The following is a 24,015-nucleotide window of genomic DNA, read 5'->3' on the forward strand; positions in this document are numbered from 1 at the left end:
GAGTTTGGAGAAACGTGATGTTGGGAGCAATCCTTGCATTGAGTTCGGCTGCCTTCTTTGGCCTGAACAACGCAACGGTCCGTCGCGGCGTGTTGAAATCCACCGTGTTGCAGGGCATGGCGATCACCGTGCCGCTTGGTCTGCCGATCTTCGCGGGCTTCGCTTTCTTCCTGGACGGCTTTGAGGCCATGCGGGGCTGGCCGATGTCGGCATGGGTCTGGATGATGCTGGCCGGTGTCGTGCATTTCGTTATCGGCCGGTACGGCAATTACAGGGCGACGCAGGCGCTTGGCGCAACGCTGTCGACCCCGATCCAGCAACTGTCGATCCTGGTGTCGCTGGTTCTGGCTTTCCTGTTTCTCGACGAGACCGTGAATCTGATGAACCTCTTCGGCATAGCACTGATCATGGGCGGACCCATGCTGGTGGTCGGGCGGCGCAAAAATGCTTTAAAGGCGGGCAAGGCCAAGGGGTTTCGGCCGGACTTCGGCCCAGGCCTGTTCTGGGGTGCGGTCTGCGCTCTGGGGTATGGCACCAGCCCGTTGCTGATTTCCCTGGGGCTCGGGGCCGCGCCGAAGCCGGCAGACGGGATTGGCGGCGTATTCCTGTCTTATGTCGCTGCCACGGTCGTCGTCGCCCTATGCGTTTTCGCGGCCGGCGGCCGATCCTACATGCGCTCGCTCGACCGCGGTTCGGGTGGGTGGTTCCTGATCTCCGCCATCTGTGTGGCCCTGTCGCAGTTGTTCCGCTACCTCGCGCTGACTGTCGCTCCCGTTTCGGTTGTCGTGCCGGTCCAGCGGCTCTCGGTCGTGTTTCGAATTGTCTTCGGCGCCTTGATAAACCGGGATCATGAGGTGTTCGACACCTGGATCATCGTGTCGATCCTGCTGGCGATTGCGGGAGCTGCCGCTCTGACCCTCGACACGGAATTCCTGCTTGAGATCTTCCACGTTCCGGCCGCGACACGCCTGCTGCTGTCATCGCCGCTGTTTTGAGCGAGTGCTCCAGGCAAAAAATAGCGTGCGGGGTAAGCGATTTTATTGCGCGCCGGTGCCGACCTGCTAAGGTCGGGCCGGGAGACTGGGGTCAATGATAAAAATCAGGCAGCTCATCTATCTGAAGAAGGCGATAGAGACTGGCAACATTACGCGTGCCGCCGACCAGTTGCACGTCGCCCAGACCGCCCTGGGTATCCAGATTCGCAATCTTGAGGACCAGCTCGGAGCCAAGCTGCTCAAAAGACATTCGCGCGGTGTCACCGCGACACCGGCGGGAGAACTTCTGGTGCGCCATGCCGACGACATCCTCGCACGTGTGCAGCAGGCGGAAGAAGCCGTTCGGGCGATGGCGGGCACGGGTACGCGCTCTCTGGCGATCGGCCTGCCTCCCAGTGTCATTCGCCTCGTCGGCGATTACGTGACCATGAGCCTGTCACAGAGATGTCCCGAGATCGCGCTGAAAGTCGTCGAGGGGTTGAGCTTCACCCTGACCCGCCAGCTCGCACTGGGCGAGCTGGATTGCGCCTTTACCTATTTGCCGAGCATCGATCAGCAGCTGGATCGCATTGCCCTTCTGGAAGAAGAGTTGTTCTATATCACGTCGCCGAGCTTCGACACCGGAGAGGGGCCGATCAAATTCAGCGAAGCCCTGGCTTCGGATCTTGCACTGACGGGCCGGGACGACGCGGTGTTCCAGATCACGAAACAAAACGCGGAGCGGCTCGGTCTGGACCTCAATGTCACCTATGAGGTGCAATCTATCCGGGCAGTCAAGAACCTGGTGGCCAAAGGTGTGGCGGCAACGATCATGCCTTTTGGAGCTGCCGAAGGCGAATTGCGTAAAGGTGTCTTGAAGGCCCGGCACATTGTTGCGCCGTCAATCATCCGCACGCTCATGTTCGTGCACTCGCGAGACAAGGCGCCGATGATGGCCGATGCGCAGATCGGTGATCTCGTGAACTCCATCACCGATCTTCTGCTGGCGGCCGAAGGGCCGATAATGCGCCGGTTGTGACCGGCGGCTTCAGGCGGCGGCCTGCCGGTTGTCGAGCATGATCCTGGAGACGACTTCCGGCAATTCCTTCCTGGTCAGGCCGAGGCGTGCAAGCTCACCGTCGCTCATGCCGTTCAGGTGCACATAGACACGGAAGGCGCGGTAGCCGGAAAACAGGCCGAGTGGGTCACGAAGGAAGCGTTTGGGCGCGATTTCTTCGACAAGTTGTTTCAGAGTGAAGCTGGAATTTGCCGCGACTGCCATGTGATGTCCCTTTCTTTTATTGCACCGCAATATCTAGGTGAAAAATGTCAGGAAACAAAGTGGAAATCCTTGATTTTGGTCAAGGAGATAGCTGGTATGCACGCAGTGCAGGGCAAATTCCCGTATAGCGGAACAACAGGCGCCAAATCCCCCTGCGTTATCTTGCGAGGGGATGCCGGCTCAACTTCAACGCTGCGGATGAAGGCGGGGGGTCAAAGTCCGCGGGCGCGCAATTGCCGATCCAGGCGCGGATAGACCCGGCGGACATTCCCTTCAAACACCTTGAAGCGGTCTTCGTCGCTGAGATCAAGCGCGTCGACATAGCGCTTTGTATCGTCGAAATTGTAGCCAGTTTCCGGGTCGACGCCTTTCACGGCGCCGAACATCTCCGATGCGAACAGGATGTTGTCGATGTCGATCACCTCGAACAGCAGCTCGATGCCCGGCAAATGGTAGACGCATGTGTCGAAGAAGACGTTCTTCATGATGTGATCGTTGAGATGCGGCTTGCCAAGCATGTCGGCCAGGCCGCGATAACGGCCCCAGTGATAGGGCACGGCACCGCCGCCGTGGGGGATGATCAGCTTCAGGTCCGGAAAATCGCGAAACAGGTCACCTTGCAAAAACTGCATGAATGCCGTGGTATCGGCATTGATGTAATGCGCGCCTGTGGCGTGGAAGTTCGGGTTGCAGGAGCCCGAGACGTGAATCATGGCCGGCACCTCAAGCTCGCAGAGCTTTTCGAAAAACGGATACCAGCTGCGGTCCGTAAGCGGTGCGCCCGTCCATTTGCCGCCCGAGGGGTCGGGGTTGAGGTTGCAGCCCACAACGCCCAGTTCGTTCACGCAGCGCTCCAGCTCATCGATCGAATTTTCGATCGAAACGCCGACCGATTGCGGCAACTGGCAGACACTGATGAAATGCTCCGGGAACAGGGAGACGACCCGGTGGACCAGGTCGTTGTTCAGCCGGGTCCATTCCTTCGACACTGCCTCATCCCCGACATGGTGAGCCATCGCGGAAGCCTTGGGCGAGAAGATCGTCATGTCGGCTCCGCGTTCGCGCAGGGCCTTGAGCTGGTTCTTTTCGATGCTTTCGCGAATTTGGTCGTCGCTGATCGCCTTCAGCTTGGGCGGGACGCCTTTACCGCTCTCAAAAAAGGCGATCTGTGCGTCCCGGAACTCCTGCAGCTCGACAGGCGCGGTGGTGTAGTGGCCATGGCAATCGATGATCATGGGGAAGGTCCTTGCTTTGGTCAGTTTCCGGCGAGGTCGGACTGGTCGACGTAAATCAGCCCTTTCTCGGCCAGGCGCGGACGCATGTTGTTCATGTCGAGACCGAGTTCTCCGGCGGTGTAGCGCTCACGGATGCCTTCCTCCCTTTTCTCGCGGGCCGCGGCGGCGTCCGCCACCTTGGCCACATTCAGCCGCGGCACGACGACCACACCGTCGTTGTCTGCGACGATGACATCGCCGGGATTGACCACGATATCGCCGCAGCTGATCGGCAGGTTGACGTCGCCTAGCGTCTCCTTGACGGTTCCATGGGCGGATATGGCGCGGGACCAGACCGGGAAGCCCATTTTCTCGAGATCGTCGGTGTCGCGGCAGCCCGCGTCGATCACGAGGCCGCGTACGCCGCGTGTTTGCAGAAGCGTGCCGAGCAGATCTCCGAAATAGCCGGAGTCCGAACGAGAGATCGGGCTGACCACCAGAACATCGCCTGGCTGGCACTGCTCGGCGGCGACATGGATCATCCAGTTGTCGCCGGGAGGAACACTTACGGTTACCGCAGTGCCGCTGATCGCCGGACCGCGGAAAATCGGCTGCATGCGGGCGGCCATCAATCCGGTGCGGCCCTGGGCTTCATGCACTGTGGCAACGCCGTAGCGGGCGAGGGCGTCAGTTGCTTTGCATCCGGCACGGGCGATGTTGGTAACAACGGTTGGCATTGGGGTCTCCCTATTGCGAACGGCAGCTCTCGAAGCCGGCTGCAAGCGCCGCGCCGTCGAGATTTCGTCCGATGAAAACGAGCCGTGATTGCCGAGGACCGGCAGTCCATCCGGCGGTGTAATCTCCCTCGAGCATCATGTTCACCGCCTGCACCACCAGCTTGCGGTCCTGGCCTGCGATGGAGAAAATTCCCTTGGTGCGCAGGATGTCAGCACCTTGCCGCTGCAGCAGCTGTTGCAGCCAGTTCTCCACTTTTGCCTGGTCGAGCGGATCGCCGCAGGAAAGAGCCACACTGGCAATCCCCCCGGCGGCGATGTGACCATGGTCGTGGTCATGGTCATGGTCATGCGGCTTGGCGGCGAGATCGATCCGGGTTAGGTCGAAGCTGCGGCGATCGAGCAACATGCCGGCAGGTATCTCCGAGCGCGTGCAGCGGATCAGTTCGGCCTGCGGGTTGATCAGACGAAGTTGCGCTTCGATCAGCTCCAGGGGGGCGGTGGCGGCATCCACCTTGTTGAGAACGATGAGGTCGCCAAAGGCGATTTGTTCGGCGGCATCGCTGCTTGTGGCGGTCTGCTCCAGAACATGTGCCGCATCGGTGACGGTGATCACCGAATCCAGTCTGCACTGTGCCGCGATCACCTGGTCGATCGCCAGGGTCTGGATCACGGGACTTGGATTGGCCAGGCCTGTGGTTTCGATCACGACGCCGTCAAGGTCCCGCTGCTCGGCGCACAGGCGCCGCAACACGCGGATCAGGTCGCCGCGCACCACGCAACAGATGCAGCCGCTGCTGAGTTCGATCAGCTCTTCGTTGCCGCCCTCGATCAACTCGCCGTCGATGCCGATGTCCCCGAATTCGTTGACGATCACGGCCAGCCGACGGCCTGCCGCCTCCGCCAGGATGCGGTTCACAAGTGTGGTCTTGCCCGCCCCCAGGTACCCGGTCACCACCGTGACAGGAAGCCGCTCATCGTCGCTGTCCGGCATGGTTCAAGACCAGGGCATCAGCGAGACGTGGATCACGTCGCCGCTTCCGCCGACAGCGTTGATCGCTATGTGAGTGTCCTTGAGGCCGAAGCGGTGGGTGGTGATCAGGTCCAGCGGGAAACGCGTGGAATTGAGCTGTCTGAGCGCAAGCTCGCAGCTCTCGTAGTTGTGGCCGCGGGCCGCCTTCACCGTGATGTATTTGTTGGCGATCTTGGCGAGCGGGAAATTCGGGAAATCACTGAGTTCACCCTGGATCAGCAGGGTGCCGCCCTTGCGCTTCAGAGCTTCAATGCCGAGCAGGACCGGGATCGTGCCCGCGCCGGCGGTGCAGTCCAGGGACACATCGACGCCTTCGCCGCCGGTGATTTCCCGGATCCGTTCCAATGGATCTTCTTCTTCCACATTGATCACGTAATCCGCGCCGAGCCGCTTGGCGACTTCAAGGCGCTTGGCGTCCTTGCCGGTGCCGGTCACGATGATCAGCGAGGCACCGGCCTGGCGGCAGGCGACAACCTGGCTGAGACCCTGCTGCCCGGGGCCCTGCACGAGGACACGGCTGTCATAGCCGACACCGCAGTCGAACAGCGCCCACTGAATGCCGTTGGCCATCGGTGTCACCACACCGGCTAGCTCGGGAGACAATCCGTCCGGCACCTTGTGCAGCACCGAATTCCACGGCAGGTACATGTATTGCGCGAAGCCGCCGAACAGGTGAGGCGCGCGTTTGGCGGACGTATAGCCGAAGCGCAGGCCTTCAGGATTTTTGCGCCAGTCGGTCGCCAGGCACAGCCGGTAATCGCCACGGTGGCAGTGTTCGCAGTTCATGCAGCCGACATAGTGTTCGGCAAAGACGAGGTCGCCTTCCTTCAATCCTCGGCGTTTTTGAAAGGTTTTGCCCGCCTTGGCGATGTAGCCGATGTTTTCATGGCCCATGATCACCGGATCGGTAATCGGTGGTTTGGAGTAGAACTTCACGTCCGTGCCGCAGATCCCCGCCACTTCCACCTTCAAAAGCGCGGCTTCGTCGGGAATGTCTGGCATGTCGAATTCCCGGAATTCGGTTGTCTGCGGTGCCGTGCGCACAGCGGCAAGAACTTTTTCTGACATGCCCGTCTCTCCTGTTTGAGCTTGACACATTGGTAACAAAGCGGCAGGCTTCTAACAAGAACGCAGTTCCGTATGAAGGAACATGTTGGAAATTATTGCCCGAAACAAGCCTGTCGGGCACGGCCACGGCAGGCGGTTGAGGTGTTGTCATGTTCAGGCGTTTCGGCTCCGGCCGCGACCGGTTGGAAGACCTGGAAAGAGTGGAGGTTCTGGCCCGGGACCGGTTCCGGCTCGACGCGGATGATCTGGTTCTGGTCTCCGAGGATCAGGGGACCCGGCCCGGATATCCGCCACTTGAGACGAATGTGATCTTCTGGCGCGGAGCAGAACGCTACCGGTTTCGCATTTTTTCCCCCTTGGCTGAAGTCGGTGCCGCCGATCTTCCTGTCGCCTGGCTGCTGCCTGCGCTGAAGGACGACGGCGACGGGGAATGCTGTTAACTGCAAATATCGAGGATGCTCATGAGCAAGCTGAAACTGAAGACCGTCACGCGAACACAAGGCAACAACCGCGCACTGAAGGAAGGCCGGGTCACTGCGCCTGACCTGGAGTTCGATTTCGAGGAAATTCCGGTGCTCGTGAAAGGGTTCCGCAGCATGGTGCGGGAACTGGCCTATGACGTTTGCGAAATGGCGCTGACCACATACATCTGCGCCAAGGCTCATGGAGTGAAGTTCACCGCGCTTCCGGTCTTTCTTGTGCGTGACTTCCATCACGATGCGATCCTGCATCATGTTCCTTCAAGCCTGCAGTCTCCGTCGGAGCTTTCGGGCCGCCGGGTTGGCCTGAACCGTGGCTACACGGTAACGACCGGTGTCTGGGCCCGCTCGATTCTGCAGGACGAATACGGTGTCGATCTGTCCTCGGTAACCTGGGCGCCGTCCGGCGACGAGCATGTCGCCGGTTACCGCCCTCCCGCAAACGTCCAGCCGCTCGCGGACAGCGATCTGGCGGGGCAATTGTCTTCCGGCGAACTGGTCGCGGCGGTCGGTGCAAAGGTGGACCATCCGGACGTTGCAACGATGATCGCCGATCCGTTCTCGGCAGGTGTCGCGGCCCTGAAGAAACGGGGCCTCTATCCGATCAACCATCTCGTGGTGGTGCGTGACGAACTTTTGGCGGAAAACCCGGAGATCGCGACCCAGGTGTTTGACGCTTTCGCGTCCTCCAAGCAGCTTTATGTCGATGACCTGAAGGCCGGACGTGTTTCCGAACCCGGCCGGGTCGACAGGATCCACCAGGCCGCACTTGAAGTGATGGACGATCCGTTGCCCTACGGAATCGAGCCGAACCGCGATGTTCTGGAGCAACTTGTCGGCCATGCGGTGACCCAGAAGATCATTCCGGAGCGCATCGACGTCGACACCCTCTTTGCGGCGCCCGTCAGGAACTGCGTTGCCTGACCGCTACCCGGTTAAACCGATGCGCCGTCAAGGAAATCGATAACGCGCTTCGGTGCGTTCTCTTCTGTCTGCTTTTCTGTCGGGATGTCCCAGTAATCGGATCCCTTCAGGCATTCCTGCAGGTAGCGTGCCGCGGACGTGGCATGGAATTCATCGGCTCCGGGCACGATAAGGCTTGGAATATCGAGACACATCAAGTCTTCCGGTTCAGCGCCTGGGGCCGTGTCGCGGTCGATCAGTCCCCGATACATACCTGTCACCGTCAGAAGGTATTTCGCCTGGTCCAGTTCGGCATAGGCCTTGGCGAAATCGTCGGAATTGCGGATCGGCTGGCCCCAGGGGCCACCGCGGGGATCGGCGCTGAAATTCTTGTCGTGGCTGCGCGCGAGATCCACCACCGCCTGGAGGCCGTTCTCCCCGACAAAGGCCAGATGGCGGGCAAAACGCTGGTGCCCGCTGATCCGGTAACTGGCGCCACCGACGGGCCAGTAGTGCACCATGCTCAGCGTGCGTTCGGGCAGGGCGGCGCCGAAGGCCGCCACGGGACAGCATCCCATGCAACCGCCCATCAGATGCGCTTTTTCGACGTTGAGATGATCAAGCAGACCGGCGCCTTGCCGCACGAAATGGTTCCAGGTAATTCGCTCCACCCGGCCGCCCGACTGACCGTTCTCACGCCGGTCGAACACGATGCAGCGGTATTTCCCGGGCAGGTGATCCAGAAGCCTGATGCGCTTGTAGACGCCAAGGTCTGACCATTTTTCGATCCGGGCGTCGAAGCCTCCCGGTGAAAACATCAAGAGGGGCGGGCCGTCGCCCAGCACCTCGTAGCGGGTTTCGATCCCGTCAATTTCAATCATCGGCATGGATGCAGTCCTTATCTTGACGGCGGTGTACCCTTGATTTGGCGCGCGGCGCGGACGTCTTCGCCCAACTCCTTGATTGCCGAGTGGATGATCTTCGCCACATTGGCGTAGTTGTCGGTGTCGCTGTCGAGCGCTTTGGCGCTGTAGCCGATGGCAGCATTCGCCATGCGCACGCGGCCGTCCAGCCACGGGCCGCCCCCGAAACCGCCAATCACGGGAACACCGATCTGTTCCACCACCTTGGGGCCGACCACCGAACCGGAATTGGTGAAATCGAGTATGGATGCACCAGCGGCTTCCAGCATTTTTGCCTCTTTGATCAGCCGTTCGGTCATGCCTTCCGGCACATGCGCATCGGCGCGGTTCATCGCGCCATATTCCATGCCGTAGGCAAGCGCAGTCTGCGGCGTGACGCCGAACTGGGCCCAGACCGGAATGCCGGCCTTGACCAAAGCTGTTGTGGCTTCGGGAAAATCGGCGGCCCCGTCCAGCTTGATCATGTCGACGCCGGCTTCCTTGACGAAGCGAATGGCGGCGCGCACGGCGCTTTCGGCTCCTTCCTGGAGCGGTCCATAAGGAAAGTCGGCGCTCAAGAGCGCGTTTTTCACACCGCGCCGCACCGCCTGGGTCACGGTGAGCATCTGATCCATGGTGATTTCCAGCGGATTGGACTGACCCCAGAGATTGTGGCCGACCGTATCGCCGACAGAGACGATATCGACGCCGGTACGGTCGACGATCTGTGCCATCTGATAGTCCCAGACGACGACGCCGAAGATTTTCTTGCCCTCACGCTTCATCTGTTGAAGCGCCGGAAGTGTGACTTTAGCCATTTCAGGCTCCTTAGATGACGAATTCCTCGAAGGTTTCCAGGGCGAACATTTCCTCGACGCGCAGCACACGCGGCGACAGACCCTGTTCGTGGTGGTAGCGCAGGAAGGTCTCCAGCACCTTGCGGTTCTTCTCCAGGCCGTAGGGCCAGAAGTCTGGCCCCATCAGCTCTACCGCTTCTTCGACATGGGCATTGAACCAGGGCAGCATTCCCTTCAGTGCGCTGGTCTCGCCATTGTCGTGATAGGTGATCCGCTGAGCTTCGCGAAAAGCCTGATAAAGGTTCATGGCAATCCAGCGGTTGGCTTCGTAGACTTCCCGGCGGATCGCGATAACATGCATGATCGGGAAGATGCCGGTCTCGCGCCAGTACTGCTTTTCGACGGGAATGTGGTCGGGAAACAGCCGCCGGACCGTAACGCCGTCGTAGGTGGACGGCTTGCGGGCGGTATGCAGGGCGTCGATTTCGCCGGTCCGGAGCATTTGTGCAAGTGTCTTGCCTTCACCGATCGGCTCGACACTGATGTTCTCCGGCAGGTTCAGTTTCAGTTTTTCCTCGCGGTTGGGCGCTTCTTCGCCTCCGGTCACATAGGTCACGCTGTCCACCGGCACACCGTAGTGGTCCGACAGGATGCCGCGGATCCAGACCGGTGCGGTCATCTGGTACTCCGGCACGCCGACGCGCTTGCCGATCAGGTCCTGCGCCGTCTCGATCCCCGAATTCGCATTCACGTAGATACAGGAGTGACGGAAAAAACGGCTCGGATAGACCGGGATCGCAACGAACGGCCGCTCCGGGCGGCTGAGCGAGACGGTGTAGGAGGACATCGACATTTCAGAAACGTCGAATTCCCTCTGCCTCAGCATACGGAAGAAGGTCTCCTCGACGATCATGTCGAGGAACCGCAGGTCGATGCCCTCGGGGCGGACACGTCCGTCCTTGAGCGGCATGACACGGTCATACCCCCAACAGCCGAGGGTAAGCGGAAGATTGGCCATGATGCTATACTCTCGGCTCAATAAAATTCGTCGAAATGGAGCTGGTTCATCGGCACGCCGGCCTCATGCGCCATCTTCTGGATGGCTGCGGCCATCACCGGGGGGCCGGCGAAATAGATCTCGTGATCCTTCAGTCTTTCGCCGAAATCCGCTTCGACGACCTCATGCAGGAAGCCGCTGCGTTGGCCTTCCGTTGCCTGGGTGTCCGAGAGAGCTGCGATAAAGCTGATCCGGCCGGAAATGTCTCCGCCCAGAAGCGAAGCATCTATAAGGTCGTTTTCGGCCCGGCAGCCGTAGTAGAAATGGAGCTTGCGGCGCTTCAGCAGTCCGGCAGCAGCAGCGCCCCGGGCGATGGATACCATCGGCGACAGGCCCGACCCGCCGGCCATCAGGATGATGTCACGTGGCCTGTCCGGACGCAGATAGGCCGTACTGTAGGGACCGTCGATGGAGATCTCCGTACCATCCTTCAAGGCGAAGAGCTGCCCGGTCGCAACGCCGCCGGGGACCTTCTTGATCTGGAAAGACCAATTTCCCTCACCTGGCAGGTTGCACATGGAATAGGCGCGTGCGCCATTCACCCCCGGCAGCGACAGCAGGGCGTATTGCCCCGGCAGGAAGCCGTCTTCCCCCTCGAATTCGAAACGGAATTCGCGAATGTCATGAGTGATGTCCGACAGGCGGGTCAGCCGGGCTTTCCGGCGCTTGGGCGGGTGAGGGGTGATGTAATTCTCGTCGGCCCGGAACTTTATCGTGCACCGGCCGGAGGGCCGGGCCTGGCACCCCAGCCAGCGGTTGCGCTTCAGATCGCGCTCCGACCAGGCCGGGGCGTCCTCGCGCAGATGCGAGACGTCGCCCTCGACCAGTTCGAACCTGCAATTTCCACAAGAGCCGACATTGCAGGAATAGGCCATGCCGACATTGGCACGAAGGGCCGCCCGAAGAATTGTATCGTTCTCGTCGCAGACAAATGTATCTGCGCTGTTAAGAATTGATATTTCCGTCATTGGCCCTCTTTATCCATGGTTGCTACACGTAGATTTTTGGCCGCCCGGCAAACCCCAGGGTGTGCGAGATCTGTTCGGTGACCTCGATCACCTGCGGTGCAAGTTGCGGGAACTGGCGTTTTTTCATTCGAAGCCGCGGCCCGGCCACACCGACGGCGCCCAGCACGCGGCCATCGTTTTGGTAGATCGGAGCCGCAAGGCAGCGGGTGCCCTCTTCACATTCCTCGTCTTCGACGGCAAAACCCCGACGCTGCACGAGGCGGATCCGTTCGCGCAGTTCTTCTTCGTCCGTCATGGTCTTGTCGGTCATTTTCTCCCGCGGCTGCATCAGATACCTGTCGAGCTCGGCGGACCGCATGCCGGCAAGAAGGCACAGGCCTTCGGCAACGCAATAGGCAGGCCGGCTTTTGCCTGTGCCGGACTTCAGCCGCAGGGTCTGCGGGCTTTCGAAGTCGTGCAGATAAACCGCGCGGTCGCCTTGCAGCACCGCGAGCCGCACGTTTTCCTGGGTGCGCTCGCGCAGTTCGTTCAAGATCCGTTTCGATGCATTGGCCACTTCAAAGCGTGAGCGGACCATGGATCCGAGAGAAAACAGCGCCACGCCGAGCTGGTAACGCCCGTTTTCGGGATTCTGCAGCAACATGTCTTCGTCCAGCAAGGCGCTGGCCAGCCTGTGCACCGTGCTTTTGGCAACGCCCAGACGCTTGGCCAGTTCGCTGATGCCAAGTTCCTTGTCTTGCGCGTTGAACGTTTTCAGCAGATGAATTGCTGTAGTGACCGACGACAGGCGAGCGCTGTCCCGCCGCGGGTTACGGTTTGGTTCATTTTTTTCACTTTTCGAGGTCATATCTGAAAACACCTGTTTCTGTTCCATTTTGCAGAACCGTGTTCCAGTTTTCTCGTGATGACCTGAAGTTGTCAACGTTCCAATCCCCATTTCGCGGCGAACGGAGTCATTCTCCGCTTCGTTCGCCCGGCGTTGTTGCCGTGGCGTGAGAATGCGTGTGGCCATGGCCGTGGTGATGGTGGTGCCCGTGGCTGTGATCGTCAGGCGTATATGGCTGTTCTCCTGACTGGAAATGGATGCGCTCGCCGCCGCGCGGGCCGCGTGGATCTTCCGCGAAGAGCAGAGACTTGACCGTGACCGGAACGGTGAAGGAAGGCAGGCGGATCTTGCCGAGATCGATATAGTCGAAGTCGCGCAGGCTCAGGCCGTCCAGCACAAGAAGATCGTTGGTCAGGCCGATCTCGTCACGCAGAATTCCACCTAAAGTCTGGGCAATGTCTCCATCGATGATCACGTAAAGTGGATGGCCAGCCGCCAGACGCGGCGCCATGGCTGTGGCGATTCCGTCTGCCAGGGCCCGGATTGGCAGGTAGTCGGGAGCGATCCGGTATTCGAAGACCAGCGCGACGTCCCGCGTTTCCGGCGTCATGTCGAAGGCTTCGAAGTGCTTTGAAATGGCATCGGCCACCTGGTCCGCTCCGGGATGGCGCTGCATGTCGAGATAGGGTTTGAGAACCGGCATGTTGCGCCGGGGCAGAACCCTGCTGGGCGATGTGATTGTCGAGGTCTGGCCGCTCAGTTGTACCGAATATTCGGAAGCACCGAGCGCCGTCGCCCGTATGCAGGCCACGGCAGGAAGGATCGGCGCGTTGAGAGCGCCTGCCGACGCGCGGGCTCGTATCGCCTTGCCGAGATGCAGTCCAAGGTCGCCGAAGGATCGGGTTTCGCGCTCATAGACATATTCGCCGACGCCGCCCGAAAACATCAACCCGTCGATCGGCGACAGGTTTTCCGGCAGATCCGTGAGGAACAGACGCGCCGTATCCGCAGGCAGCGTCCGGCAAGTCAGAACGCGGGTCAGCTGGTCGATCATCGTCTCCGCCACGCGGCCAAGGTCCTCCTCTGACATCGGCATTCCCGGGTGCAGCTCGTAGCCGGCGGTCGAAGCGTGGTGCCGCCCCGCGGGATCCATCCGGACAACATGATCATCTTCAGTGGCAATCAGGCGGCCGCCTATGTGGAGGGCGCCGGTCCAGGTAATTTTGCCGGCTTCGCAAAGCGCCAGCTTGGTGGTTCCGCCGCCGATGTCGACATTGAGGATGCGCCGGCCGCTGTCGTGGCTCGCCTTGGCTGCCCCCGAGCCATAGGCTGCAAGCATTGCTTCCATGTGGTTGCCGGCGGTTGCAGTGACGAAATCACCGCCCTTTTCGGCAACGATACCGGCAATTGCCTCGGCGTTTTCGCGCCGCAGGGCCTCTCCGGTCAGGATCACCACACCGGCATCGATGTCCGAAGGCAGGACCTTGGCGTCCCGGTAGGCCTTGTCGATGATCGCGCCAAGTGCGGGGCCGTCGATCGTGGTCGCATCGGCGAAGGGCGTGAACGCGATTTCGGATTCAAAGGCGGTGGCGCGATCGATGATCACATATTTGCTGGCAAGGCTCGAGCCGACCCTCTGCAGGTGGACGTTCGAAAAAATCACCTGTGTCCCGGCTGAGCCGATGTCGATGCCGACCGACGTCAGCATCACGTTGTCACGCTGCCAGATCGGGTTGTCTTCCAAAGGGCCGGGGCTGATGTCGTCATGATCGTGATCGGCATCGCCGTCGTGGTCGTGCGGATAAAAGTCACCGAACATGTGGTCGTCAATCGAATGCGGCGTGTCCTTGGAGGGGGCTGCCGTATCGATATCGGTGGCTTTCTTGCTAATCATTGTTCGTTCCTTTATGCGGACCATCGGTCCATTGACGAAACAATAACCTCCAAGTTACGTTGATGCAACACCTCAATAGAGTCTGGCTCACGGACTCGCAGAACGTACGGAGCGAAGATGGTGAAACAAGCGATCGTCTCAGAGAAGCTGGCAGCCAAGTTCAAGACTGAAAAAGAGTCGCCCTATACAAGGTTCATCGCGGGAGAAGGTCTCGACATCATCGACGGTCTTTATGTCCCGAGCCTGCATGAGGTCGCGTTGAAGCCCTGGGCACGCCGCGGCGGCAACGCGGTTTTCATCAATCACGACGCATCACGGACCACCAACGACTGCTATGTCATGGAAATCCCGGCGGGCAGGAAACTCGAGCCCCAGCGGCAGCTCTTCGAGGAGACGATCCTCGTGCTGTCCGGCCGCGGTTCGACCATGGTCTGGAACGACAGCGGCGACAAGGCCAGCTTCGAATGGGGTCCGGGATCGATCTTCGGTATTCCGCTCAATGCCAGCCACCAGCATTTCAACGGTTCTGGTACGGAACCCGCGCGGTTTGTTTCGGTCACCAACATGCCGCCGCTGCTCAACGTGTTCGAAGAGCCGGAATTCCTGTTCGGTACCTCCTACGACTTCAAGGGCCGCTTCTCCGGCGAGCCGGATTACTTCGCCGATCAGGGCAGGCAGAACGGACTGTTGATGGAGACCAACTTCGTCGCCGACGCGATCAACCTGCCGCTGATCGAGGCGAAGGAGCGCGGCGCCGGTGGTGGTCATATCCGCTTCCAGCTCGCCAAATGCTCGATGAACAGCCACATCAGCCAGTTTCCGGTCGGCACCTACAAGAAATGTCACCGCCACGGCCCCGGCGCCCATGTGATCATTCTCTCCGGCGAAGGCTACAGCCTGATGTGGCCGGAAGGGGAGGACCCCAAGCGCTACGACTGGAAGCCTGGATCGATGATCGTGCCGCCGAACATGTGGTACCACCAGCACTTCAACGGCGGCACAACACCCGCCCGCTATCTGGCGTTCAAGTACGAAGGGGTCGCGATCCGCAATGCCCAGGGCGTACCTAAGGCCTGGATTTCTCAGCGGATCGGCGGTGACCAGATCGACTATGCCGACGAGCGCATGGACGTGCGCAACATGTTCAGCGACGCGCTGGCCAAACACGGCCTGACGCCGCGGATGGACGCCGCCTACGATGCGGAACTGGCCGACCTGCCCCCAAAATCCTGATCCTATTTTCACCGCGCCGGTGCCGGCGCGGTGGCCTGATGGAATGTGAGAAGAACAAGATCAACCCGAAGGACAGGGAGCGAGACAATGCTTCGGAAGGAAGTGAATGAACTTCTGACACAAACGGACCCCGGCACTCCAATGGGCGCGCTTTTCCGCCAATACTGGATCCCGGCCCTCCTGGCCAGCGAACTGCCCGAGGACGATTGCGCACCCGTACGGGTCAAGCTGCTGGGCGAACGGCTGATCGCGTTTCGCGACAGCGACGGCCGCTACGGTCTGATGGACGAGTTCTGCGCCCACCGGGGTGTCTCTCTGTGGTTCGGCCGCAACGAGGAGAGCGGGCTGCGCTGTCCCTATCACGGCTGGAAATACGACGTGAACGGACAATGCACCGAAGTGCCCTCCGAGCCGGATGCGAGCGGGTTCTGCGAGAAGATCAAGCTGCGGGCATATCCGTTGATCAAGATCGGCGACGTCTTGTGGACCCACATGGGCGGCAAGGAGAACCGTCCGCCCGAACCGGTCTGGGAATTCGCCACCGTGGCGCCGGAACAGACCTTCACCTCCAAGCGCTGGCAGGAATGCAACTGGCTGCAGGCCATGGAAGGCGGGATCGATTCAAGCCACGTTTCCTTCCTGCACTCGGGCGGACTGAATACCGATCCACTGTTCAGGGGCGCAAAGGGCAACCAGTATAACCTGGCCGACAAGAAGCCGGTTTTCGAAGTGACCGAGACCGAGGGCGGTCTCTTCATCGGCGCGCGCCGCAATGCCGAAGAAGGCAGGCACTACTGGCGCATCACACCCTGGATCATGCCGAGCTTCACCATGGTGCCGCCGCGTGGCGACCATCCGCAGCACGGTCATTTCTGGGTTCCCATTGATGACGAAAACTGCTGGGCCTGGAGCTACGACTACCATCCGACCCGTGCCCTGACCGGGGCGGAGCGTCAGGCGATGAGGGACGGCCACGGCATCCATAATGAATATGTCCCGGGCACGTTCCGTCCGCTGCAGAACAAAGACAACGACTACATGATGGACCGTGAGGCCCAGAAGCGCGGCGACACCTTTTCGGGCATCAAGGGCATCGCGATGCAGGACGCCAGCCTGCAGGAGAGCATGGGGCCGATCTGCGACCGTACCAAGGAAAACCTGGTCTCCACCGACAACGGCATCATCATGGCGCGTCATCGGTTGCGCAAAGCGGTGACCGCGTTGCGTGACAAGGGCACATTGCCTCCCGGCCGCAATCCGGAACACCAAAAGGTGCGTTCGGTCGCCGCGGTCCTGGAGGCCGACAAGAACTATGTAGAGGCCTGCCGCGATGCCCTGACGGCCGCGCCCGGCAAGCAACGGACGTCGGTATAGCCATGAGCGGCAGCCATCGCCCCACCTTGTTGAGCAACTGCACCTTGGCCACCACGGCAGCCGAGGCGCGGTTCCGGGTTGAATACCCGAATTCCCGGACCCGCTCGTCGCGGATCTTCGCGCTCGACCAGCGCGCGGCCGAGGCGATGTATGCGATCACCGAAGACCCCTGGCAGGGTGCGCATTTTCTGACCGTCCTTGCCAATGACGACATCGAGCCCGAGGCCACGGAGGCCTCTCAGCTCCCCCTCGCGCATCCCGACGGAACGCCGGCAGATCTCGCCGTCGAAATCGAAGGCGCGGATGTGGTGGTGTTGATCTCTTCGTCCGGCCGCAACGCCGGTGCCGCAGAGGTTGTCGCCCGTGAGGCCTATCACCGGAGCATCATGACCGCCGGCCTGGCGCTCTCGGACCTCAATGCGGGCGAAAAGGCGGAAGCGGCCGTGAATGCCATGCGGCCTTTCGCGTCGGTACTTGTTGTCGCCCGGGACGAGGAATTCATCCCGGCCATGTTGAACGCGCTGCGTGCGTGAGGAGGCTCATTGGATTTTCTCACTGTTCTGCCACTCGGATTCATGATCGGCATGGCTCACGCCCTGGAAGCCGATCACCTTGCCGCCGTCACCGCCCTGCACAGCCAGGCCAGCAGGCGAACCGCAATGGTTCGCCGCGGTGCGATCTGGGGCGTTGGTCATACCTTGTCGATCTTCGGGGTGTGTCTGGCCGTTTTTCTGATTGGGCTGTCGATCTCCACCCGCATGGAAGCTGCTCTGGAATTTACGGTCAGCGTGATGATCATCGCCCTTGCGCTGCATGTGCTGTGGCGGTTGAAGCGCGACAGGATCCATGTCCACGCACACAGTCACGACGGCACGCGGCACATTCATGTGCACAGCCACGCGCGTGATCAGGGCCCGCACCGGCTTTCCTCCCATGATCACGATCACCGGTCCGGCTTCGGCAGGGTGTTGGCTGTGGGCATGGTGCATGGTCTCGCCGGCTCGGCCGGGTTCCTGGTATTGGCGGCAGCAACAGCCGACACGCTTGGCCATGTCCTCGTCTATCTCGCCGTCTTCGGTATCGGTTCGATGCTCGGGATGGCAGTCCTGTCGGCGATCATCAGTCTGCCTCTGGGTCTGGCCGCGCGGAAAGGCGGCAGGGTTCCGCTGGCCGTAAACGCGGTCATCGCCTGTGCCGCGCTCTATGTAGGTGCCGCGCTGGCGGTGGAAAGTTTCGGCACACTATTCGGCGGGGTATGATCAGATGGACCGGAATGCCGCGCAATCGGTCTGTGATGCTGTTGCGATTCTGACTGCCGCCGGGGTGATGGATTTCAACGGCCATGCATCGCTGCGCCGGTCCGAAGGCGGTTTCCTGATCAACAGCGGAGCTTCCGATCGTGCGGCGATGACGCCCGAACAGGTCTGCCGGGTCGACGGGGACGGCCGGCCGCTCGACGGTATCCGGCCACCCAACGAGGTCGCGCTTCATGCGGCGATCTATGCGGCACGGCCCGACGTTCAGGCGGTGGTGCACGGCCACCCGAAATGGTCCACGCTCTTCACCCTGACCGGTAAGAGAATAGACGTGGTGATGCCGCAGGGCTGCCTCGTGGCGGATCTTCCGGTCTATCCCGACCCGCATTCCATATCGACAGCCGAACGCGGTGCCGCCGTCGCCGGGATCCTCGGTGCGGACCGCGGTGCGTTGCTGGCCGGACATGGCTCCGTGCTCACCGGGCAAACGTTGCAGGAGGCGGTGGCGCTGGCCGTTTATACCGAGCACAATGCTGAACGGGCCTACCGGGCCCGACTGCTCGGCAGCCCGCGCTGTATCCCGGCGGAGGACCATGACGAATACCGCCAGATGCTCGACAAGCCCGGTCTCTACAAGAAATGCTGGGCCTTCCACCTGAGTCAGAGGAGAATGGCCGATGTGCGGTGAAATCGACGAGACCATCGAGGTCAATCTGCAGCTTCTGGAACGTTTCAAGGTCATGACGCGGATGCTGGGGCTTGAGGTGCCGGAGTCCGTGGCAAGCGGGCCTCGCGGCCTTGCCGACCCGAAGGGCCGCGCCGCCTATATGGAACAGATCTTTCAACTCGGCCTGATGCGGGCGCTCAAGGACGCGCAGGCCGCCGAGGAGGATGAAACGGTCGACGCGATCGCGTCTCAAGCGATTGCCTTTGCGCGTCTTGCCGGCTTCATCGCCGGCCAGTTGCCGCCTGATGCGGATCTGTTTCGAGCGGTGATCGAAGCCGTCACCACAGGCCATTCCGAGACAGCGAAGCTGCAGCAGCAATATCGCAGCAATCAGGCCGAGGCCCATGGCCACGATCACGATCATGGCCATCACCATCCTCACGACGAACCTCATCGTCACTGACGCGGGGGGGGTGATGGGATTCGGTTTCCTGAAAGATCCGGTTTGGAGCAGGCGCACATTTGTGGACGCCTTCGGTAGAGGTTTTTTGGGTTTCCTGGCCTTTGCGCTGCTGATGGGTGTGCTGACTTTCTTCATCAAAGGCCCGCAGGTCGTGCATGAAACGCTCGTGGGTGACGTTGTGTTGCTGGGCGAGATGCTGCCCAGGGTCGCGGTCGCCCTGTCGATCGCGGCTCTTGTCTGGGTGATGTTGCCACGCGACCGCATCACGAAACTTGTCGGGGTCGACTCCGGCTTCAGAGGACTGGTGATCGCTACATTGGCCGGCACGGTCACCCTCGGTGGCCCGTCCTCCGCCTATGCGCTGCTTGCCATGCTGGCGGCATCGGGCGCCGACCGTGGAGCGTTGGTCGCTTATATCACGGCGTGGGCAACACTCGGACTGCAGCGGATACTGGTGTGGGACGTGCCATTTCTCGGGCCTGAATTCGCCATCTTGCGCTTTGCCGTCAGCATTGGGCTGCCGATCGTGGCGGGGCTCATCGCCCGCAGGCTGACCTTTGTGCCCATGGTCTGCGACACCCAGAAAGACGGGGCGGAATGAATATCGGGTTCTGGGTTCTTGTTGTGGTGCTCATTCTTCTGGGCCTGGTCGCCCTGAAACGCCGCGAAGACCCGGGTCCGGTGGTTAAGCGGCTGTTGGAACAGGCGGCAAAGCTGGTGCCGCGCATGTTTTGCGCCCTGGTGGCCGCGGGGTTTGTCGCCGAGTTGCTGCCAAAGGAGGAGATCGCAAGGTTCCTGGGGGCCGAAGCCGGTTTGTTTGCCTTGCCCGCTGCTGCGGCTATAGGTTTGCTGGTGCCTGCAGGACCCGTCATTGCCTTCGCGATTGCCGCTGTCTTTGCCAAGGCGGGAGCCTCGACGCCGGCCCTTGTCACCTTCATCACAGCGTGGAGTATTTTTGCCGCGCACCGGATGCTGATTTTCGAGCTTCCGTTGCTCGGCCCCTCATTCATGCGCATGCGGTTGCTCTCGGTTGTCATCGTGCCGTTTCTGGCCGGGCTGCTGGCCATCGTGATCGGTCTGGTGACAAGTTTCGGAACCGCAATTCCGTACATCTGAACCGTGGTGCCGCCGTCGTTCAGAGACCGACCGGATCTCTGGTTTTGCAGTCCCTCTGCGTTCGGCAACCGGCCGCGCAAAACGCCCTGACGCGACCCAAACTGTCCTTCATCATCATCGACGGGTCTTGCGCTACCGGGATTGCGTGCCCGCTCAGTTATCCTTCAGGACCACACAGGGCCATTGTTGCTGGTGAACAGTGCATTTTTGCTGGTGAATTGTGTTAGCCGGCGGGGAAGACAAAAAAGCGCGCCGGGAATGGCGCGCTTCAAGGTCCCGATTTACCAGGATCAGCCGTTGCAGTTCATGGAACTCGGCTCGAAATCCTCGTTGGTCGGGTCATAGACGATTTCGCAGGCCATGCCGACTTTCAACCCGCCCCGGTCGCCGGAAGCGCCGTTGATCGTGATGGCTGTGCGCGATCCCGAGATCTCGCTCTTGATAACCGCGTCGCCGGAATGGAACTCGACGACCTTGTTTTTGTCCGCCAGCGACAGAATTTCGCTGGTGACGGTGATCGACGGGATTTCAACTTCCAGGGCCGAGGCAATCAGCTTGACCGTCTCGGGCGTTTGATTGAGCGCCGCAAACACCATCTGCTCGACGTGCTCGCCGCTTTCGGGTTCGATCGGAAGGCCGAGCCTTTCCGCTTCCGCCAGGAAAGCGGGATCCTGCATCACATCCATATAGGCAGTGCGCAATTCCCGCAGCACGTCGTCCGGCACGCCGGCGGGGGCTGCGGTCAGCCGTCCGAGAGTGGACATGGCCTGGATGAGGTTGATGATCGCCTTGGCCCGGTCGCTTTCGGCGTAGGTGATGGCCTGTGGTTCGATGTCGCCACCGACGGAGACGATGGTATGTCCGCTGCCGGCGTCGACAAACGGCTTGATCGAAGCGTAACTGGCAAGCTGGCCGGCGACTTCGCCTCTCAGCATCGCCATTTCGCCTTCATTGCCCTTGTAACCGGGGATCAGTTCGATCTTGAGGTCGAAGGCGTCCTTGAGCAGCTTTGACTCCGTGAAGGATGCGGACCCTACACCCGAGGTGGAGAAGTTCACCGGTTCGCTCAGGTTCAGCAGGTCCGTGAAGTCTTTCAGGCCGCTGTCTTCACTTACGACGATGACACGGGCGTCGGCTTCGGCCTTCCCTATCCAGCTCATCTGCCGGAGGTCGAAATTGATGCCCTCCTGCTCCAGGATCTGGGCGTAGATCAGGCCGGTGTTGAAGGTTCCGATGGTCAAGCCGTCCGGTTTGGACGCCGCCAGCGTGTTTGCGCCGATAATGTGGCCGGCACCCGGCAGGTTCTTGAACAGAATCTTGTCCGCGCCGAGCCTTTCCTCCAGTTGCTTGCCGATCAGGCGCGCATAGGCATCGTAGTTGCCGCCGGGGCTGGTGGCGATGATGTAGGTGATGGTCTTGCCCTCGAAAAAACCATCCGCCCAGGCAGGGACCGCCATCGCGGCTGACAGGGCAAGTGCAGTCAGAAGCTTCCTCATGTATTCCTCCCGGTAGTAAGGCCGGGGACGGACAGAGCGTGCCCGCACCCCGGCAGGTGCGAGTTCAGTCCGCAGGCGGAACCCACACATCCTCGAAGCCTTCGGCCGGCTCAAGCTGGTCGAACCAGTCCAGGCCGATGGCCTTCATGATCCGGCTGTTGCACACGATGATCCGAGCTTCGATGTCCGAGGTGTTGATGCGCTTGTGCGCGACATAGGGCGGCACATAGATGAAATCGCCGGGTCCCCATTCGTATTTCTTTGGGTTCGTATCCCAGCGCCACTCGAATTCGACATCGCAATGGAAATGCACATCGTAGTGCAGATCGTGACCGGTTCCTTCAATCACGAAGGCGACCTCCTCGGTCAGGTGACGGCTGGTGCCGGTCGCCTTGCGGGCCTCAATAAACTGCATGTAGATGTCAAGGCAGCATTCCTTGGTGTCCATGCGCTCATTGATGATGTGTTTGATCAGACCGTCCGCCGAACGCTCCAGCGGCATCTGGTTGTGTTTCGCCACGTTGAGGCGGTCACGATATTCCTCGCGGAACTTCTGGCTGGCTTCAAGAGCTTCCTTGTAGAAGGAAACATCACCGGAACTCAGCTTGGAGCGTTGCCGTTCGGTCAGATCTGCAAATGTGGATGCGTCAATGGTCATGTTCTCTTCCTTCGGCTCAAAGGCTCAGCGGCGGGTGATAGTCCTCGTGGCCCGGCACCGGTTCCTTCGGTGGGAAATGGACCATCTTCTGGAAGACCATGTGCATGAAGAGGAACAGAGGCTTGGCCTTGAGAACCAGCACCAGCGTCTCGTCGTCGCTGTCGTTCAAATGCTGATGGACGCAGGCATTCTCCACGATCAGCGCGTCGCCGGCCTCCCAGTCGATGCGGCGGCCGTCATGGATGTCGTGACCCTTTCCCTTGAGAACGAAAAACACTGCCGAATTCATGTGTCCATGGGTCTGGCCGTAACCGTGCGGCGCGAAAGCGTCGACATGAGCCTCGATCGACTGGGCGATCCTGTTGGCTTGCGGGTTGATCACTTTCTTGCCGAAATTATGCGGTCCGCCCTTCCATTTCATGTCGCCGGTCTTGTAGACGCGGGGCTGGCTGTAAAGTTCGTCCCGCATCTCGCTGTAGGTGCCTTCCAGGGCACGGACGAAAGTGCGTTTCTTGGTCCAGCGTTCCCAGACCACCTCTTCGCGTTGATCGCTGTTGTGGCCGATCACGGCATCTTTGGTTTGGTCTTCAGACATGATGTCTCCTCGAAATCCGGTTGCTTGTATCAGCGTAGGCACGCATCTTGTTTCTGTCAACGGGATGATGTTCCGTATAAAAGAACAAAGAAACTGTTTCAGCCAGCCTTGTCTGGAGAGGGGCCGGAACGGGACTGGATCGGCGCGCCCAGATAGCCGGCTTCGGGTTCGTGGAGAAGCTGCCTGACATCATCCGGGCCGAGCCGTTTGACCAGTTGGTCAACCAGGCCGAAGAGCGGCAGCGGCAGGCCGGTTTCCTGTGCCAGTCCCAAAGCCACATCCATGTCCTTCTCGTGCCAGGTGAAGCGGGTGGTGTCCCAGCGTTCCAGCGTCGTGTTGCGGGCAGGGCACTTCAGCAAGGTCTCGCGCATGGCTTGCGCATCCAGACCCCAGGCCCGGGCAAGCGCAAGGGTCTCGTAATTGGCGACGCATGCGGCCCAATGCATCATGTTGTTGCAGGTCTTGGCGACTTGACCCGCGCCATGATCTCCGATGTGTTCCACGCTGCGGCTATAGGCGGACAGCACCGGGGTCACCCTGTCGATGCTGTCCTTCGGACCACCGCAGAGCGAGACAAGTTCGCCGGTTTTTGCGCCCTGCAAGCCGTAGCAGACCGGCGCATCGACAAAATCGATGCCGGCTGTACTGCACCGCCCGGCAAGGTCGATCATGGTCTCGGGGTGGTTGGTTGCTGTCACGACGATGGTGGCGCCGGGCGTCAGGATGCCATCCAGGAGACTTTCCACCGCCGACACGGATTGGCCATCGGTCGCCACCATGACCAGAACGACGTCCGCTCCCTTAAGCCCGGCGGGCCGGTCAGCCGTCTTCAGTCCGGCCGCCCTTGCCGCGTCCATTGCAGCCTCGTCCAGATCATGCGCAACGACTTCAAATCCCGCGCTTGCAATATGACCTGCCATGGCCAGCCCCATCGCGCCAATACCAATTATTGCCACCTTCATTTCGATCTCCTCCCTGGTTTTTCCCATTGCGTACGGAACCGGATCCGGGCGCAATCAAGGATCA

27 protein-coding genes are annotated in these 24,015 nt (G+C 60.7%); 12 read left to right on the top strand and 15 right to left on the bottom strand.

What is annotated here, in order from left to right:
• Window positions 1–17: 17 nt before the first annotated feature.
• Both OA90_RS13635 and OA90_RS13640 read left to right on the top strand, forming a co-directional pair.
• The gene (locus OA90_RS13635) at window positions 18–995 is read left to right on the top strand and encodes a DMT family transporter (RefSeq protein ID WP_068412472.1); all 978 of its coding nucleotides are present in this window, start codon (window positions 18–20) and stop codon (window positions 993–995) included.
• A 94-nt stretch (window positions 996–1,089) separates the two neighbouring features.
• Complete coding sequence (locus tag OA90_RS13640) at window positions 1,090–2,013, top strand: LysR family transcriptional regulator (RefSeq protein ID WP_068412475.1); 924 nt, start codon at window positions 1,090–1,092, stop codon at window positions 2,011–2,013.
• Between the two features lie 9 nt (window positions 2,014–2,022).
• On the opposite strand, the gene OA90_RS13645 is transcribed toward OA90_RS13640, so the two are convergent.
• The 5 genes from OA90_RS13645 to OA90_RS13665 form a co-directional block, all read right to left on the bottom strand.
• Window positions 2,023–2,256, bottom strand: a complete 234-nt coding sequence (locus OA90_RS13645; RefSeq protein ID WP_068412477.1) for a hypothetical protein — start codon at window positions 2,254–2,256, stop codon at window positions 2,023–2,025.
• Between the two features lie 212 nt (window positions 2,257–2,468).
• Window positions 2,469–3,491 carry an amidohydrolase family protein gene (locus OA90_RS13650; protein ID WP_068412480.1) on the bottom strand — a complete coding sequence of 341 codons (1,023 nt, stop codon included), beginning with the start codon at window positions 3,489–3,491 and terminating at the stop codon, window positions 2,469–2,471.
• Window positions 3,492–3,511: 20 nt separating this feature from the next.
• On the bottom strand, window positions 3,512–4,207 hold the full coding sequence (locus OA90_RS13655) for a 4-carboxy-4-hydroxy-2-oxoadipate aldolase/oxaloacetate decarboxylase (protein WP_068412483.1): 696 nt from the start codon (window positions 4,205–4,207) through the stop codon (window positions 3,512–3,514).
• Window positions 4,208–4,217: 10 nt separating this feature from the next.
• A complete protein-coding gene (locus tag OA90_RS13660) occupies window positions 4,218–5,198 on the bottom strand; it encodes a GTP-binding protein (RefSeq protein ID WP_068412486.1) in 981 nt (326 codons plus the stop codon).
• A gap of 3 nt (window positions 5,199–5,201) precedes the next feature.
• The gene (locus tag OA90_RS13665; RefSeq protein ID WP_068412489.1) at window positions 5,202–6,305 is read right to left on the bottom strand and encodes a zinc-binding dehydrogenase; all 1,104 of its coding nucleotides are present in this window, start codon (window positions 6,303–6,305) and stop codon (window positions 5,202–5,204) included.
• A 149-nt stretch (window positions 6,306–6,454) separates the two neighbouring features.
• On the opposite strand from OA90_RS13665, the gene OA90_RS13670 reads away from it, so the two are divergent.
• Together OA90_RS13670 and OA90_RS13675 are read left to right on the top strand one after the other, a co-directional pair.
• Window positions 6,455–6,745, top strand: a complete 291-nt coding sequence (locus OA90_RS13670; RefSeq protein WP_068412492.1) for a hypothetical protein — start codon at window positions 6,455–6,457, stop codon at window positions 6,743–6,745.
• A 21-nt stretch (window positions 6,746–6,766) separates the two neighbouring features.
• The gene (locus OA90_RS13675) at window positions 6,767–7,708 is read left to right on the top strand and encodes a hypothetical protein (protein WP_199823708.1); all 942 of its coding nucleotides are present in this window, start codon (window positions 6,767–6,769) and stop codon (window positions 7,706–7,708) included.
• 11 nt (window positions 7,709–7,719) lie between these two features.
• Here OA90_RS13675 and OA90_RS13680 read toward each other — a convergent pair whose 3' ends face one another.
• The 6 genes from OA90_RS13680 to OA90_RS13705 all read right to left on the bottom strand — a co-directional run bounded on the left by OA90_RS13680 (window position 7,720) and on the right by OA90_RS13705 (window position 14,131).
• The gene (locus OA90_RS13680) at window positions 7,720–8,574 is read right to left on the bottom strand and encodes an alpha/beta hydrolase (protein WP_068412498.1); all 855 of its coding nucleotides are present in this window, start codon (window positions 8,572–8,574) and stop codon (window positions 7,720–7,722) included.
• Between the two features lie 11 nt (window positions 8,575–8,585).
• Window positions 8,586–9,407: a 3-methyl-2-oxobutanoate hydroxymethyltransferase gene (locus tag OA90_RS13685; RefSeq protein WP_068412501.1), complete on the bottom strand. Its 822-nt coding sequence runs from the start codon at window positions 9,405–9,407 to the stop codon at window positions 8,586–8,588.
• Between the two features lie 10 nt (window positions 9,408–9,417).
• On the bottom strand, window positions 9,418–10,404 hold the full coding sequence (locus OA90_RS13690) for a 4,5-dihydroxyphthalate decarboxylase (RefSeq protein ID WP_068412503.1): 987 nt from the start codon (window positions 10,402–10,404) through the stop codon (window positions 9,418–9,420).
• Window positions 10,405–10,421: 17 nt separating this feature from the next.
• A complete protein-coding gene (locus OA90_RS13695; protein ID WP_068412505.1) occupies window positions 10,422–11,411 on the bottom strand; it encodes a 2Fe-2S iron-sulfur cluster binding domain-containing protein in 990 nt (329 codons plus the stop codon).
• A 22-nt stretch (window positions 11,412–11,433) separates the two neighbouring features.
• On the bottom strand, window positions 11,434–12,258 hold the full coding sequence (locus tag OA90_RS13700; protein WP_068412977.1) for an IclR family transcriptional regulator: 825 nt from the start codon (window positions 12,256–12,258) through the stop codon (window positions 11,434–11,436).
• Between the two features lie 106 nt (window positions 12,259–12,364).
• Window positions 12,365–14,131, bottom strand: a complete 1,767-nt coding sequence (locus OA90_RS13705; protein ID WP_068412507.1) for an ethanolamine ammonia-lyase reactivating factor EutA — start codon at window positions 14,129–14,131, stop codon at window positions 12,365–12,367.
• A 117-nt stretch (window positions 14,132–14,248) separates the two neighbouring features.
• On the opposite strand from OA90_RS13705, the gene OA90_RS13710 reads away from it, so the two are divergent.
• The 8 genes from OA90_RS13710 to OA90_RS13745 all read left to right on the top strand — a co-directional run bounded on the left by OA90_RS13710 (window position 14,249) and on the right by OA90_RS13745 (window position 20,240).
• Window positions 14,249–15,364, top strand: a complete 1,116-nt coding sequence (locus tag OA90_RS13710) for an ethanolamine ammonia lyase-activating protein (RefSeq protein WP_068412510.1) — start codon at window positions 14,249–14,251, stop codon at window positions 15,362–15,364.
• 87 nt (window positions 15,365–15,451) lie between these two features.
• Window positions 15,452–16,738, top strand: a complete 1,287-nt coding sequence (locus tag OA90_RS13715; RefSeq protein ID WP_068412513.1) for an aromatic ring-hydroxylating dioxygenase subunit alpha — start codon at window positions 15,452–15,454, stop codon at window positions 16,736–16,738.
• A gap of 2 nt (window positions 16,739–16,740) precedes the next feature.
• Entirely contained in the window at window positions 16,741–17,271 is a 531-nt protein-coding gene (locus tag OA90_RS13720) for a hypothetical protein (protein ID WP_082837039.1), read from the top strand.
• A 9-nt stretch (window positions 17,272–17,280) separates the two neighbouring features.
• Window positions 17,281–17,997, top strand: a complete 717-nt coding sequence (locus tag OA90_RS13725) for a hypothetical protein (RefSeq protein ID WP_082837040.1) — start codon at window positions 17,281–17,283, stop codon at window positions 17,995–17,997.
• A gap of 4 nt (window positions 17,998–18,001) precedes the next feature.
• Entirely contained in the window at window positions 18,002–18,682 is a 681-nt protein-coding gene (locus OA90_RS13730; protein ID WP_068412516.1) for a class II aldolase/adducin family protein, read from the top strand.
• Window positions 18,672–19,124, top strand: a complete 453-nt coding sequence (locus OA90_RS13735; protein WP_068412520.1) for a hypothetical protein — start codon at window positions 18,672–18,674, stop codon at window positions 19,122–19,124. The genes OA90_RS13730 and OA90_RS13735 overlap by 11 nt, the downstream gene beginning before the upstream one ends.
• On the top strand, window positions 19,066–19,725 hold the full coding sequence (locus OA90_RS13740) for a hypothetical protein (RefSeq protein ID WP_156510495.1): 660 nt from the start codon (window positions 19,066–19,068) through the stop codon (window positions 19,723–19,725). Before OA90_RS13735 ends, OA90_RS13740 begins: the two co-directional genes overlap by 59 nt.
• Window positions 19,722–20,240: a hypothetical protein gene (locus tag OA90_RS13745; protein WP_068412522.1), complete on the top strand. Its 519-nt coding sequence runs from the start codon at window positions 19,722–19,724 to the stop codon at window positions 20,238–20,240. Before OA90_RS13740 ends, OA90_RS13745 begins: the two co-directional genes overlap by 4 nt.
• Window positions 20,241–20,530: 290 nt before the next feature.
• On the opposite strand, the gene OA90_RS13750 is transcribed toward OA90_RS13745, so the two are convergent.
• The 4 genes from OA90_RS13750 to OA90_RS13765 all read right to left on the bottom strand — a co-directional run bounded on the left by OA90_RS13750 (window position 20,531) and on the right by OA90_RS13765 (window position 23,951).
• Complete coding sequence (locus OA90_RS13750; protein WP_068412526.1) at window positions 20,531–21,736, bottom strand: tripartite tricarboxylate transporter substrate-binding protein; 1,206 nt, start codon at window positions 21,734–21,736, stop codon at window positions 20,531–20,533.
• Between the two features lie 64 nt (window positions 21,737–21,800).
• Entirely contained in the window at window positions 21,801–22,394 is a 594-nt protein-coding gene (locus OA90_RS13755; RefSeq protein WP_068412529.1) for a cupin domain-containing protein, read from the bottom strand.
• Window positions 22,395–22,410: 16 nt separating this feature from the next.
• Entirely contained in the window at window positions 22,411–22,989 is a 579-nt protein-coding gene (locus OA90_RS13760; RefSeq protein WP_068412532.1) for a cupin domain-containing protein, read from the bottom strand.
• 98 nt (window positions 22,990–23,087) lie between these two features.
• On the bottom strand, window positions 23,088–23,951 hold the full coding sequence (locus tag OA90_RS13765; protein ID WP_068412535.1) for an NAD(P)-dependent oxidoreductase: 864 nt from the start codon (window positions 23,949–23,951) through the stop codon (window positions 23,088–23,090).
• Between the last annotated feature and the right edge of the window lie 64 nt (window positions 23,952–24,015).

Origin of the sequence: Labrenzia sp. OB1 (assembly GCF_001624695.1) — a bacterium.
In the GTDB taxonomy this organism is placed as follows: domain Bacteria; phylum Pseudomonadota; class Alphaproteobacteria; order Rhizobiales; family Stappiaceae; genus Roseibium.